General features: G+C 37.5%; 14 protein-coding genes, 1 pseudogene and 1 riboswitch. All 15 genes and pseudogenes read left to right on the forward strand.

Annotated elements, in window-relative coordinates:
• Nucleotides 1-205: 205 nt before the first annotated feature.
• Nucleotides 206-374: riboswitch (M-box (ykoK) riboswitch) on the forward strand.
• 131 nt (nt 375-505) lie between these two features.
• The 15 genes and pseudogenes from A5819_RS10250 (at nt 506) to A5819_RS10320 (ending at nt 15,898) form a co-directional block, all read left to right on the forward strand.
• Nucleotides 506-1,420: an LCP family protein gene (locus A5819_RS10250; RefSeq protein WP_086278702.1), complete on the forward strand. Its 915-nt coding sequence runs from the start codon at nt 506-508 to the stop codon at nt 1,418-1,420.
• 145 nt (nt 1,421-1,565) lie between these two features.
• Nucleotides 1,566-2,900: an FAD-dependent oxidoreductase gene (locus A5819_RS10255; protein ID WP_086278703.1), complete on the forward strand. Its 1,335-nt coding sequence runs from the start codon at nt 1,566-1,568 to the stop codon at nt 2,898-2,900.
• On the forward strand, nt 2,890-4,362 hold the full coding sequence (locus tag A5819_RS10260; RefSeq protein ID WP_086278704.1) for a helix-turn-helix domain-containing protein: 1,473 nt from the start codon (nt 2,890-2,892) through the stop codon (nt 4,360-4,362). Before A5819_RS10255 ends, A5819_RS10260 begins: the two co-directional genes overlap by 11 nt.
• Before the next feature lie 337 nt (nt 4,363-4,699).
• Nucleotides 4,700-6,208, forward strand: a complete 1,509-nt coding sequence (gene glpK, locus A5819_RS10265; protein ID WP_086278705.1) for a glycerol kinase GlpK — start codon at nt 4,700-4,702, stop codon at nt 6,206-6,208.
• 17 nt (nt 6,209-6,225) lie between these two features.
• Nucleotides 6,226-8,061 (forward strand): type 1 glycerol-3-phosphate oxidase, encoded by a 1,836-nt coding sequence (glpO, locus tag A5819_RS10270; protein ID WP_086278706.1) that lies wholly within the window; start codon nt 6,226-6,228, stop codon nt 8,059-8,061.
• Between the two features lies 1 nt (nt 8,062).
• Nucleotides 8,063-8,782, forward strand: coding sequence for an MIP/aquaporin family protein (locus A5819_RS10275; protein ID WP_086278707.1), 720 nt, complete (start codon nt 8,063-8,065; stop codon nt 8,780-8,782).
• A 314-nt stretch (nt 8,783-9,096) separates the two neighbouring features.
• Nucleotides 9,097-9,393, forward strand: a pseudogene (locus A5819_RS10280) (Na/Pi symporter); the annotation flags it as partial.
• A 197-nt stretch (nt 9,394-9,590) separates the two neighbouring features.
• Entirely contained in the window at nt 9,591-10,523 is a 933-nt protein-coding gene (locus A5819_RS10285; RefSeq protein ID WP_086278708.1) for an alpha/beta fold hydrolase, read from the forward strand.
• 109 nt (nt 10,524-10,632) lie between these two features.
• Nucleotides 10,633-11,172 (forward strand): 5-formyltetrahydrofolate cyclo-ligase, encoded by a 540-nt coding sequence (locus tag A5819_RS10290; protein WP_086278709.1) that lies wholly within the window; start codon nt 10,633-10,635, stop codon nt 11,170-11,172.
• A 9-nt stretch (nt 11,173-11,181) separates the two neighbouring features.
• Complete coding sequence (locus A5819_RS10295) at nt 11,182-11,892, forward strand: rhomboid family intramembrane serine protease (RefSeq protein WP_086278710.1); 711 nt, start codon at nt 11,182-11,184, stop codon at nt 11,890-11,892.
• A 15-nt stretch (nt 11,893-11,907) separates the two neighbouring features.
• Nucleotides 11,908-12,126: a YqgQ family protein gene (locus A5819_RS10300; RefSeq protein ID WP_010760500.1), complete on the forward strand. Its 219-nt coding sequence runs from the start codon at nt 11,908-11,910 to the stop codon at nt 12,124-12,126.
• Entirely contained in the window at nt 12,127-13,098 is a 972-nt protein-coding gene (locus A5819_RS10305) for an ROK family glucokinase (RefSeq protein WP_086278711.1), read from the forward strand.
• A 15-nt stretch (nt 13,099-13,113) separates the two neighbouring features.
• Nucleotides 13,114-13,512: a rhodanese-like domain-containing protein gene (locus A5819_RS10310; RefSeq protein WP_086278712.1), complete on the forward strand. Its 399-nt coding sequence runs from the start codon at nt 13,114-13,116 to the stop codon at nt 13,510-13,512.
• Between the two features lie 135 nt (nt 13,513-13,647).
• A complete protein-coding gene (locus A5819_RS10315) occupies nt 13,648-14,004 on the forward strand; it encodes a DUF488 domain-containing protein (RefSeq protein ID WP_086278713.1) in 357 nt (118 codons plus the stop codon).
• A 40-nt stretch (nt 14,005-14,044) separates the two neighbouring features.
• Nucleotides 14,045-15,898 carry an FAD/NAD(P)-binding domain-containing protein gene (locus A5819_RS10320; protein ID WP_086278714.1) on the forward strand — a complete coding sequence of 618 codons (1,854 nt, stop codon included), beginning with the start codon at nt 14,045-14,047 and terminating at the stop codon, nt 15,896-15,898.
• The last annotated feature ends 79 nt before the right edge of the window (nt 15,899-15,977 follow it).

Raw genomic sequence — 15,977 nt, forward strand, 5'->3', positions numbered from 1 at the left:
AGATAATAAGAAGAAAGTCTATCTAAAGTTGTTTTTTAAGAAAATATAAAGATTTTCATCGTGTAAAATTTTAGGTAGTTTAAATCATGTACATGGTAGCTCTGAGTGTAGAGTAGTTTAAGTCTAATAACACTATCGTGCATAAGGCAATTATATAAAATTTAATTTGACTTTGTGATTCGATACGCTTATAGTTTAAAATGAATTAAATACTTGTTAGGTGAGGCTCCTATATAAACATAGGCTGCTGCTCAGAAATGTCGAAAGACAGGTGCGGGTAGGACAAATTTCGTCGAATTAAGGCGTTTTTCAAAGCAGCTAAAAGCATAGCTTTTTACGTTATATAGTGCTAAAACTCAACGAAGAGAAGATCAAGATAAGTTGTAAATAAATGGCATAAGTCCATGTGTTTGCCGCTTCTAATCTAATCCCTTCGCTGAGTGTTCTTGGTGAAGGATTTTTCTTTTATCCCAGAATCCATTTAAGCGGCAGAAAGGAATAACTCATGAAAAAATCTGTAAAAATAACGATCATTACCTTACTCTCCATTTTGCTTGTAGTGGTGAGTGCAGGCTGTTATGCAGCTGTATCATTTCAAACAGCGAAAGAAAAAAGTGAAGCAAACGTTTCTAGTAAAAACCAAAATTTTACTGGCGATGAACAAACGAGTGATAAGGAATTGACTGTAATGGTCGTTGGGAATGATTCTAGAGATGACGATGAAGACCAGGGGCGTTCAGATACATTGATGGTAGCCCATTATGATGGTAAAACGAAACAACCAAAACTAATCTCGATCATGCGAGACAGCTACGTAACATTTCCTGATGGCGGACAAGATAAAATCAATGCGGCCTATGCATACGGCGGAGCGCAAATGACCAAAGATGTCTTAAAGACAAATTTTGATTTGCCAATCAACTATTATGTAGTGATTGACTTTAAAGAATTCAGTGATATTATTGATGAACTTTATCCAAAAGGCGTTACGATCGATTCTGAAAAAGACATTAATCTCGATGGTGTAGATATCCTTAAAGGAAAACAAACATTGCACGGAAATAGTTTATTACAGTATGCTCGTTTTAGAATGGATGAAGAAGGCGATTTTGGTCGAATCAGACGTCAGCAACAAGTAATGGATGCTTTAGTGGAACAGTCGAAAGATTTGATCCCAATTTGGGAATTACCTCAGGTTGCAGGGAAAATGGTCGGAAAAATCGATACGAATGTGCCGACAAGTTTATTGATCGATTTAGCAAAAGATTTTCTAACTGGCAACGTAAAACCATTAAAATCATTATCTGTTCCAGTAGAAGGATCATGGAATTTCAATGATTATACAGAATCCGGTAGTGTGATTGAAATCGATGAGCAAAAAAATACTGAGGCTATCAAGGATTTTATGAAAGATAATTAGAATAGGATTGAGGATGGAACAAAAGTGATGTCGCTTTTGTTCCATCCTTTTTTCGATTAAAGATAAGGCTATTTCTATGCGTTGGCTTCAAGCTTGTGCTATTCTTTAAGAAAACGGTTTATTTACTTAGAAGGAAGGGTTTGCTATGAAAGTTGTGATCATAGGAGCTTCATTTGCCGGAGTCTCTGCGGCTTTAGCTATCAGAAAAAAACATCCAGAGGCTGAAGTTATTTTAATGGATAAGCAGCAAACAATCGGCTATTTACCTGGCGGCATCAATCTTTATTTTAATGAGACAATCAATCCGATCGAAACGGCTCAATTTATTTCAGAACAAGAGTTAGTTGATCAGGGACTAACGTTATTGTTAAATGCAGAAGTTGTTAGTATAGACGCAAAGCAACATATTATTAACTATGAAAAAGAAGCACTTGAGTCGTTTATCTCATTTGATAAACTTATTTTAGCAACAGGCTCTAGTCAATGGTCGCAAAATATTCTCGGCAGCGACTCAGATAAAGTATTGAAATATAAATTTTTACCTGGTGTGCTACAAGCAATCGAGCAATTAGAAAATAGCCGCAAAGTAGCGTTGATCGGTGGTGGCCAAATTGGAGCTGAAGCAGCCGATACTTTGTTGAAAAAAAATAAAGAAGTCCATCTCTTTGAACGTATGGATTATTTGCTATTTAAATATTTTGATGAAGAAATGATCCAGCCAGTTCAAGCGGAAATGGTGGCACGCGGAGTTGTCTTTCATTTTGATGAGACCGTAGAAAAAATGACTGACATAGATGAAGGACTTGTGATAGAAGCGAAGAAGTCACAGCTATTATGTGATAGTGCTATTTTTGCGATGAATGTTCGACCCGATTTACGTTATTTAGACGAACAGATTCGGACGCATATAGATGGTACCATTTTTGTGAATGAATATTTGGAAACCTCGCAAGTAGATATTTTTGCTATTGGTGACTGCATTCAAGTGCCTTACAGCTTATCGAATGAATCGTTTTATATTCCCTTAGTAAATAATGCGGTTAGGTCAGGTTTGGTGGTCGCACAAAATTTAGTCGAACCTACAACACCATTTATAGGATCGATTCGCACGATTGGGACTAAGCTTGTTGACCATTATGTAGCAAGTACAGGATTGACTGAAGCGGAAGGGTTATTTTATGAGCAGCCAATTTCAGTTGCTCATGTTCAGCAAAAAAGCTCATTATTTTCCGGTGGTGAAACGATTAGCAGCAAAATTATATTTGAAAAAGATAGCCATAAATTATTAGGAGCACAATTGGTTTCAAAAGCAGATATCTTAGAAAAAATCAACACACTTGCACTTGGTATTCAAGCGGGACAAACGCTCGAAGAGTTTTATCAGAAAGATTTTTTGTATCATCCCTATTATTCCAACGTGATCGATATCACGAACCAGCTAGCATTTGAAGGTTTGTGGAGTGAAGCAGATGAAAATTGAAGCCTTATTAGATAGAAAAGAAGCAAGAGAAGTTGGAATTTTAAAAAAGGTGATTTTGGCTGGTGGCAGGATCGAGGATACTGAACTGTTGGATTATTTAGGTGTGTCCAAAGCTTCTTTTGAAAGTGATTTGAAGGAATTGGGGTATTATCTAAAACCGTATGAAAAAGACTGCTCGCTATTTTATGATGGTCAATGGGTTGCCATTCACATGTCAGATGCGTTTTCCATAAGTAAAGTTGTTGATGACTATGTCCGAGCATCTATTAAGTTTCAGCTGATTGACTATTTATTTCATTATCGGGAGTTTACGATCGCTCAGCTGACAACTAAATTTATGATCAGTGAATCGTCTCTATTCCGCAAAATCAAAGAGCTGAATTCGTTATTGAAAGAATTTGATCTTAAAATCCGCAACGGGCAATTAAAAGGAGAAGAGCTACAAATTCGTTATTTTTATTTTCAAGTTTATTGGTTTTTAACACCATATGAAATTCATCAGGAAAAAACATTAACGGTTCAAAATTCGCGAATCATCGAAGCTTTGGAAAAAGCGTTATCTCTGTCCTTTGAGGAACACGGTAAACTAAAAATTAGTTTATGGTTGACAATCAGTAAAAAAAGAATTATTGTTCAGTCGAAACAATTTAAAGAGCTCTACAATAAGAGTCAAGTGTACGAACAAGATCCTTTTTTCAAAACACTACGTTCTTTTGTATTGCGTTTCTTTAGCCGTTATCCTATTGAAATTGACGAAGAAGAAAGTTTGCTCCATTTTATTTTTTTAACTAGTATGTCTGTTTTAGCAGAGGCTGATTTTGCGGAGTATAGTTTGATTCGAGGGCGACGTACACCAACGTCGTTAGCCGATACATTTGTATTAGAGCATGTGATTTTATATTATCGTCCTCAAAAATTTTTCCCAGAGTTGGAGAAAAAAATCTTCTATTACTTCTCTCAGATTCACAGTCGCTTATACTTTTTTAAGGGAGAGCTGGAATTATTTGATCGAGAAAATATTTGGCAAAAGGAACAGAGTCTATCTAGTCATAAGTTGGCTGACTTTTCGCATATTCTTTTAGATCGAAGTTTGGAATGTTTTGGGAAATGTTATGAAAAAGGGAATAGTTTACACGAATGGTCATTGGTCAAATACCTTAGTGTACTAGCGATCATTGATTTTGAAATCGTTGGTGAAACGCTTATCGGTATTAATTTGAAGATGGATCATTTGTATAAAGAAGTTATGACGCAAGTTTTGGTATTGAGTTTAAAAAATTTAAACGGCTTAACGATTGAAACCTATGATGCTAAAAAAAGCTATGACTTGCTGATCACAAATGTCATGAAGCCTAATGTATATCGTTCGGTAAAAGAGGTCTATGTATTGTCAGAATTAGGCTCGACCTATGATATCAATCAAATACGAGTGAAGATTCGTGAACTGCATAATAGAAGATGAGTTAAAAGAACAAGCCCAAAAACAAAAATAGTTGTCTATTTTATTTTCGGGCTTGTTACTGATGAGACAAGGGAATGCGTAAAAACTTTCAATTATTTCTGAAATAAAAAAAAAGATGACGTTTTTAGAATGTCATTTGCGATTATTATGAATACATAAAATATAAAGCGTTTTCAAAAAGGGGCTTTGTTACTATGTATTATCTAGCTTCGCTAGCTAGCTCTTAGGAAAAAAGACAAATTATAAATGGGGCAAAAAGCACCTCAGTCATAATTTTCTATTTTTCTGTCAGAGCTAAACGGGCCTGCTACGCTTTTAAAATAAGGAGGAAACAACAATGACAGAACAAAAGTACATCATGGCAATCGACCAAGGGACAACTAGTTCAAGAGCAATTATTTTTGATAAGAAAGGGAATAATATTGGCAGTTCTCAAAAAGAATTTACACAAATTTTTCCTAAAGCAGGTTGGGTAGAGCATAATGCAAATGAAATTTGGAACTCAGTTCAATCTGTCATTGCAGGGGCTTTAATCGAGTCTGGTGTTAAACCTTCTGACATAGCAGGAATTGGGATCACGAATCAACGTGAGACGACAGTTGTATGGGACAAGCAAACAGGATTACCAATCTATAATGCGATTGTGTGGCAGTCACGTCAATCTTCGCTAATTGCTGATCAACTAAAAAAAGAGGGTCATGGGGACATGATTCATCAGAAAACGGGCTTGATCGTAGATGCTTATTTTTCAGCAACAAAGATTCGTTGGATTTTAGATAATGTTGAAGGTGCGCAAGAACGAGCTGAAAAAGGAGAGTTATTATTTGGAACGATCGATTCTTGGTTGGTTTGGAAATTAACAGGTGGAGAAACTCACGTAACAGATTATTCTAATGCAAGCCGTACAATGTTGTTCAATATTCATGATCTAGATTGGGATCAAGATATTTTAGAGATTTTAAACATTCCCCGGATAATGTTACCAAAAGCGACATCAAATTCTGAAGTTTATGGGTTAACAAAAAACTATCACTTCTATGGTAGTGAGATTCCTATCTCCGGAATGGCTGGTGACCAACAAGCTGCCTTGTTTGGACAAATGGCTTTTGAACCTGGCATGGTCAAAAATACGTATGGTACAGGATCGTTTATTGTAATGAATACAGGAGAAAAACCGCAGCTGTCTAACAATAACTTGCTGACTACTGTAGGCTACGGTATTAATGACAAAGTTTACTATGCTCTAGAAGGGAGCATTTTCGTGGCAGGCTCAGCCGTCCAATGGTTACGTGATGGCTTGAAGATGATTCAAACAGCTGCAGAATCAGAAGCAGTAGCTAATGAATCGCACAATAAAAATGAAGTCTATGTGGTGCCCGCTTTTACAGGTTTGGGCGCACCTTATTGGGATTCTGATGCAAGAGGTGCTGTGTTTGGCTTAACAAGAGGAACAACAAGAGAAGATTTCGTAAAAGCAACCTTACAATCAGTCGCTTACCAAGTTCGTGACATCATCGACACAATGCAAAAAGATACTGGAATCGCTATTCCTATTTTGAAAGTTGATGGTGGAGCTGCTAATAATGATTTATTGATGCAATTCCAAGCGGATATTCTAAATACGTCAGTTCAAAAAGCTCAAAATTTAGAAACAACAGCATTAGGTGCAGCCTTTTTAGCTGGGTTAGCGGTTGGTTTTTGGAAAGATTTAGATGAGCTGAAAGAATTTTATGAAGAGGGCCAAATATTTGAATCAAAAATGTCTGATGAAGAGCGTGACGATTTATATGAAGGATGGCAACAAGCAGTCGCTGCAACACAAATGTTCAAACATAAATCAAAATAAGGGAAGAAGTGAGTGGTATGTCATTTTCAAGCAAAACCAGACAAGTATCTATTGAACAGATGAAGTCTGAAGAATTAGATTTATTGATCATTGGTGGTGGTATTACTGGCGCTGGGGTTGCCTTACAAGCAAGTGCTGCTGGCATGAAAACTGGGTTAATCGAAATGCAGGATTTTGCTGAAGGGACTTCTTCACGTTCAACTAAATTAGTTCATGGCGGAATTCGTTATTTGAAAAATTTTGATGTAGAAGTTGTTGCAGACACTGTCCAAGAACGGGCAGTGGTTCAAGCAATTGCACCACATATTCCTAAGCCAGACCCCATGCTTTTACCGATCTACGATGAGCCAAAAGCAACCTTTAATATGTTTTCTGTCAAAGTAGCGATGGACTTGTATGATCGTTTAGCGAATGTGATTGGCACAAAATATGAAAATTACACATTGACGAAAGAAGAAGTGCTGGAAAGAGAGCCACAATTAAAAAGTGAAGGGTTACAGGGCGGTGGTGTGTATCTAGATTTTAGAAATAATGATGCTCGCCTTGTAATTGAAAATATTAAAAGAGCTGCTTCAGATGGTGGTTTGTTAGTCAGCAAGGTGAAAGCTGTTGGTTTTATTCAAAACGATCAAGGGAAAATCATTGGTGTAAAAGCAGAAGATTTATTGACAGGGGAACAATTTGATATCAAGGCTAAAGTTGTTATTAATACCACTGGGCCTTGGTCCGATATGGTTCGTGGTCTGGACATGAAAGAAAAATTAGTACCACAAATGCGGCCTACTAAGGGGGTTCACCTTGTTGTTGATAGTAGTAAGTTACACGTACCACAACCAACGTATTTTGATACAGGAAAACATGATGGCCGGATGGTTTTCGTAGTTCCTAGAGAGAAAAAAACCTATTTTGGTACAACAGATACAGACTATACAGAAGATTATGAACATCCTACGGTTACGCAAGAAGATGTTGATTATTTATTGGAAATTGTCAATAGCCATTATCCTAAGGCACATGTGACGATTGATGATATCGAAGCAAGCTGGGCAGGTCTTAGACCCTTGATTTCCGAAAATGGCGGGTCAGATTATAACGGTGGGAATAATGGTAAGGTTTCTGATGAAAGTTTTGATCAAGTCATCGATATCGTTGCTAAGTATAAAAATCAACAAGCAAGCCGTTTTGATGTAGAAAATGTTTTGAATCATTTAGAAGATTCATTGGCAGAGAGTAAAGAAAATCCTTCGGCAGTTTCTCGTGGTAGCCTACTGGAACGCTCAGATGATGGTTTGCTGACACTATCAGGTGGGAAAATCACAGATTACCGTAAAATGGCTGAAGGTGCATTAAAAGAAATTCAACGAATTTTGAAAGCAGAATTTAGTAGTGAGTTCCAGCTGATCGATTCTAAAACGTATCCTGTTTCAGGAGGCAATCTTGATGCGGCAAATGTAGAAACAGAACTGATAGCGCTTGCGAAACTTGGGATGGAACAAGGTTTGAGTCAAGAAGGGGCAGAGTATCTTGCTCACCTTTATGGTTCAAATGTTACTGAACTTTTTGAAAAAATTACGACAACTGAACCAGTCACAGGTTTAAGTTTAGCTGAAACACTAGCACTGCATTATGCGTTAGAAAATGAAATGGTTTTAACACCTGCAGACTATCTTGTTCGTAGAACCAATCATTTACTTTTCATGAGAGACACGCTAGATGAAGTCAAACAAGGCGTGATTTCTGAAATGAGTCATTATCATCATTGGTCTGAGGAACAAAAGGAATATTATACGACTGAATTAAATCAATTGATCGCAGAATCTGACTTGAGTACATTGAAAGAAGGGACGAAGTAAAATGGATACTTCAAATATGACACAGATTTTCAGTGAGTTTTTAGGAACAATGATTTTGATTCTTTTAGGAGATGGTGTGTGTGCGGCAGTCAATCTAAAGAAAAGTAAGGCTGAAGCATCTGGTTGGATCGTGATTGCTTTTGGTTGGGCAATGGCAGTTACTATCGCGGTTTATGTCGCGGGATACATGGGACCAGCGCACTTGAATCCAGCAGTTACAATCGCAATGGCGATGACTGGTAGTTTTGAATGGAGTCTAGTTGTACCGTTTATTGTAGCGCAAGTACTTGGGGCGGTCGTGGGTGCAGTCTTGGTTTGGTTGGCTTACTTACCACATTGGCAAGTAACGGAAGATCAAGGAGCCGTTTTAGGAACCTTTGCCACCGGTCCAGCAATTCGTAATTATCCAGCAAATATGGTGACCGAAGTGATTGGAACATTTGTTTTAGTTTTAGGCTTACTTTCATTTTCACAACATAACTTTACAGATGGTTTAAATCCATTAGTTGTTGGGGCGTTGATTTTATCAATTGGTTTATCTCTAGGTGGACCGACTGGATATGCAATTAATCCAGCACGTGATTTTGGTCCACGTTTAGCACATCAATTATTACCGATTCCAACTAAAGGAAATTCTGATTGGGCTTATTCATGGGTTCCAATCGTTGGTCCAGTAATTGGTGCCACCGTAGCTGCGGGTGTTTATATGATGATGGTTTGAGTTTTTTATTCAGAGTTGAGAAACGTACGCTTCTCAACTCTTTTTTTGTTTATAATGAAAATATTGTGTTGAACAGTATTAAGTTTATGATGAAAAAAACAATAATTTATTTACAAGAGGCTTGTTTTTTTGAACTCTTAAAAAGGAGTTTATTATTTAAATTGTTAGTTTAGTGGGTCGATATCTCGGAAAAAAGATAAAACCTGAATGTGACAAAGAGCGTCACAGGCATGTTTTCCTATTTTCCTGTCAAGGCTGGCCGAGCTCATTCAGCTTTTAAATAAAGGAGGAACAGGTGTGTCCTATCAAGAAATTTGTTTCCTTTTCTCGGAGGATCAGGGATTTTTCTATTTGGTATGAAGTATATGGGGGATGGTCTGCAAAAGTCTGCGGGGGATTCGTTACGGGAGATTTTGAATACCTTTACATCCACCCCTTTAAGATCGGTATCAGCAGGTTTGATTTTGACGGCGATTTTCCAAAGTAGTTCTGGTACGACGGTCTTGACTGTAGGCTTGGTGAGTGTTGGTTTTATGTCATTACGTCAGGTAATCGGTGTGATTATGGGTGCTAATGTTGGAACAACGGTGACAGTTTTTATCATTGGTTTTACAAAGTTCTAGCGCTACGATCGGAATTTTATAGCAGTTATATAGTTAAGGTACTTTTTCCTGTCCCAGATGCTCCAATCAGTTGAATTTTCATTTTTTCTCCTTCTAAATAATCATAAAAGAAAATGCACATTTGACTATTTCATTTGCTAAGAATACTTTATAATAAAATGTATCAATTGAGAAGAGGGAAAAATATGAAACACAATACTTTTTTTTCATCAGATCACAAAACAACAAGCCATTTTATCTGCTGGGAGCCTCAAGGTGAGAGGGTTGGAACTGTCCAAATCATTCATGGCATGGCAGAATATATTGAACGCTATCATGAATTTGCTAAGTATCTGAATGAATTAGGCTTTGTAGTGGTGGGACATGATCATCTAGGTCATGGTCAATCTGTACTAGAGGCTGAATCAAAGCATGGATATTTTGGCGAAACTGAACCTATAACCTTTGTATTGGAAGATATTGATCAAATCAAAGAATGGATCGAGAATAATTATCCGGATTTGCCGCATTTTATGTTAGGCCACAGCATGGGTTCTTTTGCTTTACGGAATTATTTACAATTATATAAGGCTGATATCAGTGGAGCGATTTTTATGGGAACTGGTAAAAAAGCTTCTATGTTACCGCTCGCTCTTTCGCTAACGAAAGGATTGAATGTTACCGCACCGAAAAAAACAAATAAATGGTTGGATCATCTGGCCTTTGGAAGTTTTAGCAAACAGTTTCCAGAAAATGGTCGTTTTAATTGGTTAAGTAAAAATCAAGAAAACGTCAAAAATTATGAAACTGATTCGTTAACGGGTTTTACATTTACAAATAATGGGTTTTATACGTTATTTCGTTTAGTTGATGGTGCAAATCAAAATGGTTGGGCCCAAAACATTGATCAGGATTTACCGGTTTTGGTGATTAGTGGTGAACAAGATCCAGTAGGCGATTTTGGTATAGGACCACGGAAAGTTGCAAAAGAATTAGATGAAGCTGGAATCAAGGATGTATCACTCGTTTTATTTGCTGACTTGCGCCATGAAATTTTATTTGAAAATGAAAAAATCGAGGTCTGTAAAGCAATCAGCAATTGGTTGCAAAAAAGACTAAATTCTGGGATGAAAAACTAGAAGTCTGTTTGCTATTTGGTCTGTTTTTCTATAAACTACAAAGTAAGGTTAAAAAGCGATCAGATGTTAAGAAATAGTAGCATTTTTTTCTGATTAAGGAGGCGTGAATGTGGAAAAAGCACGGTTAAGAAAATTAGGTTTAGCAAACTTGAAATGGCTTCATGATCATCCTATGCTGAAAGAGCAAAAAGAGGCAGAAATTAGTCAAACATTATTCAACGATCCAGCTTGGCAAAAAGCCCAGACGATTGCGCTTACGAAACCACTTGATTTTGAATTTGATACCCATATTCTGCTCAATAGAGGTTGGCAGGAAGGGAAAAAAATCCTAATGCCAATTGCAGGAAAGGCACGACAGTTGACATTTCATTCCGTAAACCCTAAAACACGTTTTGAAAAATCCGCATTTGGTGTAGATGAGCCGATAGCTGCACCAGAGGTACCGGCTGAAATAATCGATTTAGTGGTTGTACCAGGGATCGTGTTTACCCATGAAGGCTTTCGGATTGGTTTTGGCGGGGGATTTTATGATCGCTTCCTACAACATTACCAAGGGGAAACGTGCAGTTTGGTATTCAGTGAACAGATTCAGGAAAATTGGCAGGTGGAATCCTTTGATTTACCTGTAAAACGATTATTTATCAGCTAGGAGGAACATATGAATTATCAAACTCAAATGAAAATCAAGAGATTATTAAAGCAACCGTTGGTGACATACCTTTTACTTGGAATCACCACGACTGTCTTTCTAGGCATGGAATTAACAGGTGGCTCAGAAAATAGTTTAGTTTTGATTCGCTGGGGTGCGATGTCTCGAGAAGAGATTCTGTATTTACATGAATATTGGCGTTTCTTTACACCGATGTTTTTACATATCGGTTGGCTACACTTTGCAGTAAATATGGTGACGCTTTATTATGTAGGTTCACAAGTGGAAAATATTTATGGTCACTGGCGTTACTTGTTGATTTATTTATTAAGTGGTATTGCTGGAAATGTCGTTAGTTTTACTTTTGGATCAACAAACAGTATTTCTGCTGGAGCAAGTACCGCATTATTTGGACTATTTGGCGCTTTTGTTATTTTAGGTCGCCATTTTAGGAACAACCCTGCAATTTCATTTATGGTGCAACGGTATGCGACGTTTATCGGGATCAATTTAATTTTTAACTTATTTAGTAGCTCAGTGGATATTATGGGACATATTGGCGGATTGCTTGGCGGACTGCTAGTTGCCTCAGCTTTAGCTGTTCCAGATCGCTCAGAAGAGTTTAATATCCATGAACGGATCATTGCCGGAATTATTTTCGTATTTTTATTAGGCGTTTGTTTAGTCTTGGGTTTGAAAAAATTCGGTTTACTTGTATAATAAGGAAGTGCTTAAATGGAAACGTTATACGATGTCCAGCAGTTATTCAAACAATTCGGGATCTATATTTACGTAGGTGCCAGAATTTATGATATTGAGTTGATGATGATTGAATTGAAAAATATTTATGAAGGTCACTTGATTGATCGAGACACGTATCTTCATGCGAGAAGTGTCTTGCAAAGAGAACATCGAATTGAAGAAAGCAGAGCGACTGAGAAAGGAACCGAGTAAATGGACAAGAAATTGATTGGGATTGATTTAGGCGGTACAACGATTAAGTTTGCGATTTTAACAACTGATGGAGATGTTCAGCAAAAGTGGAGTATTGAAACGAATATTCTGGATGAAGGCAGTCATATTGTGCCGGATATCATTGAGTCGATCAACCACCGAATCGCTCTTTATGACATGAAACATGAGGATTTTATTGGGATTGGTATGGGGACTCCAGGTAGTGTTGATATCAAAAATGGTACAGTGATTGGTGCCTACAACCTGAACTGGACAAAAAAACAAAGTGTAAAAACGCAAATTGAAACAGCGACCGGAATCCCTTTTGTATTAGACAATGATGCCAATGTAGCCGCTTTAGGTGAACGGTGGAAAGGTGCTGGAGAAAACAATCCAGATGTTGTTTTCATTACACTCGGTACAGGTGTTGGCGGCGGTATTATTGCAGAAGGCAACTTGTTGCATGGCGTTAACGGTTGTGCAGGGGAAATCGGGCACGTAACTGTGGATCCTGGCGGTTTTGAATGTACTTGTGGGAAACGTGGTTGTCTAGAAACTGTTTCAAGTGCAACGGGTGTCGTTCGAGTTGCTCGTCATATGTCTGAAGAATATGCAGGCGATTCTGAGTTGAAACAAGCAATCGATGATGGTCAAGATGTTTCAAGTAAAGATGTCTTTGATTATGCTCAAGCAGATGATCCATTTGCTTTAATGGTGGTTGATAAAGTGTGTTATTTCTTAGGTCTTGCAATCGGTAATGTGGGAAATACACTAAATCCATCAAGTGTGGTTATTGGCGGTGGTGTTTCTGCGGCTGGTGAATTTTTACGTAGCCGTGTTCAAACCTATTTTGAAGAATTTACTTTCCCAGAAGTTCGTAACAGTACGCAAGTCAAATTAGCACAGCTTGGTAATGAAGCAGGTGTGATTGGTGCTGCGTCACTTGCCTTACAATTTACGGAGAAAGAGTAAGAAAGGGATTTTAGAATGAATGTTTTATGGATTATCAACGGAGTTTTATTAGCACTTTTATTAGCAATGGGAATCAATGAGTTATATCTTCGAATCATGGCAAAACGTTCTGCCAAAACGATTACAGAAGAAGAATTTAGAGAAGGTATGAGAAAAGCACAAATCATTGACGTTCGTGAAAAAGACTCATTTGATGCCGGCCATATTCTTGGCGCACGCAGTATGCCTTATACAACGATCAAAACAACGTTGAACTCCATTCGTAAAGATCAACCTGTCTATATTTATGATCAAAAAAAATCATTGAGTATTCGTACAGCGAATCAATTACGTAAAAATGGCTATAAAGATCTTTATATTTTAAAAGGCGGCTATGAAGGCTGGACTGGCAAAACGAAAAAGAAAAATACTTGATTCATTAAACACAGAGAGAAACGAGGGTTCGAATGTTGAACAACGTTTACTTCTCTGTGTTTTTATTTCCAAATCAAAATCATAAGTCGTTTCTTTTTTGTGTGATTACGTTAAAATAAAGACGAGGTGACAATGATGATTCAGTTAAAAAGAGCCTATGAACAAGTCAGTCCCACGGATGGTTACCGAATATTGGTCGATCGTTTGTGGCCAAGAGGAATGTCGAAAGAGAAAGAAGCGTTAGATTTGTGGCTAAAAGAAATCGCGCCTAGCACCGAACTTAGAAAATGGTTTGATCATGATCCAGTTAAATTTCCTGAATTTAAAACAAAGTATTTGCTTGAGTTACAGTCTGGCAAGGCGCAAGCGGCTTTTCAAGAGCTAGTACAACTTACTAAAGAACAACCTATCATCACATTGATTTATAGTGCTAAAGATGAAGAAAATAACAATGCTGTTATTTTAAAAGAAGCAATAGCAAAGACTGCTTGATCTATTAGACAAATCAAAAAGGTCTGAAAGGAGTAAACAGATGAAGATTGCGATTGTTGGTGGTGGACCTCGAGGACTTTCAATTTTAGAACGAATCGTTGAATGGTCAAGAGAAAAGCAAGTCATTCAAATTACGATGTTTGATCCCTGTGGTCCTGGAGGTAAAGTTTGGCGAACAGATCAACCAATGTCTTTGTTGATGAATTCAGTGGCAGCACATGTCACTTTATTTACAGATGAGACGCTAAGCACAAACGGACCAGTCGCGAAAGGGCCAAATTTGTATGAATGGGCACAAGGCGAAGCGGTGGAGTTTATAAAAAGACAACAGCTTGAAAATAGAATGATACTACTAGAAGAATGCGAAAAACTAGGACCAAATGATCATTGTTCACGCGTTTTTTATGGGTTATATCAAAAATGGTTTTATGAATATATTCAAACACGAATGACGGACCAGACCTCTGTTAAACTTTTTAAAGATACGGTGCGAGCTGTGAAAAAGCAAGACGAGAAGTTTCTCGTCTATACGAAAGCAGTAGAAATAACAGTTGATACAGTTATTTTAGCATTAGGTCATCAAGAGAATCAGTTGATAGGTCATGAACAAGCCTTGGCCGCATATGCTAGTGAGCATCGCTTGTTTTATTGCCCACCCAAAAATGCGGCAGATGCCTATCTTGAAGCAATTACCGAGGATACACCAGTTTTGATCAGAGGATTAGGGTTGGTTTTTTATGATTATTTAACCTTACTGATGAGTGATCGAGGTGGAACTTTTAAAGAGGAAAATGGTGAATTAGTTTATTTACCTTCGGGGAAAGAACCTAAAATCATTGCAGGATCTGGTCGTGGAATTCCTTATCACGCCAGAGGCGCCAATCAAAAAGGCTACGGAATAGAGTATCAGCCACGTTTTCTCAAAGAAAAGAGTTTAAATAAGTTTAAAAGAAAAGGCCGATTTTCTGCTGAGCAATTTTTTGAGCTTTTAAAAAAAGAAATGGAATTTGCTTATTATTCAGCACTGCTTAAAGCTAACTATCCTCATGTGAATCAAACTCGTTTTAGTGAGGAGTTTATTCGAACTAGAGGGACCGTAGCGACTTTAAAAAAATATGGTATCGCTCAAAAGGATTTCTGGGATTGGTCAGTAATTCAACATCCAGACCAAACAACGAACGAGCCAGAGTCTTTTCAAGCATTTATTATTGATTATTTGACTTGGGACTTTGAGCAAGCAAAGAAAGGGACAATAACAGGACCTTTTGCGGCAGCTTTGGACAGTTTAAAGGATTTACGAGATGAAGTTCGTTTTATGTTAGATCAGGAGCTTTTTTCAAATGATGAGACTAAGAGATGGTTATGGGATTGGTTTGCTCCTCTGAATGCTTTTTTATCAATCGGGCCGCCTTTAGAGCGAACAGCCGAACTTAAGGCTTTGATCAAAGCAGGAATCGTGACACTGGTCGGGCCAAAATTGGAAATTATGACGGATGCAGGAAGATTTATTGGATTTTCAAAGAGTAATCCGACAGAAAAATATAAAACTCATTTCCTAATTGAAGCCAGATTACCGAGAACTGCCAATCAATTCAGTTTAAATCCATTAATCCAACAACTTTTAAATGACGGCATAGCGAGTTTACATGAGTTAACTCTAACGACAGGAGAAGCTTATAAAACGGGTGCGCTATTAGTGGAGCGGACAACGAATCAACTACAGTCAAAAGAAGGAGAACCAATCCCTGGACTTTTTTGTTATGGTATTCCAACGGAGGGAATTCATTGGTTGACAGCGGCAACATCCAGACCGGGAACAGATCCGTGGAATTTAAGAGAAGCTGATGTGATTGCCAGTACAATTTTTACAGCTTTTTTGACTAAAAAAATATGAAAAAAGAAAAAACTGTTTGTGATAAAAACAGTTTTTTTCTTTTTCCCTAAGATTAATCGCTTTGTTTCACTTTTCTTAT

The organism is Enterococcus sp. 7E2_DIV0204 (assembly GCF_002140855.1).
Lineage (GTDB): Bacteria > Bacillota > Bacilli > Lactobacillales > Enterococcaceae > Enterococcus_L > Enterococcus_L lemimoniae.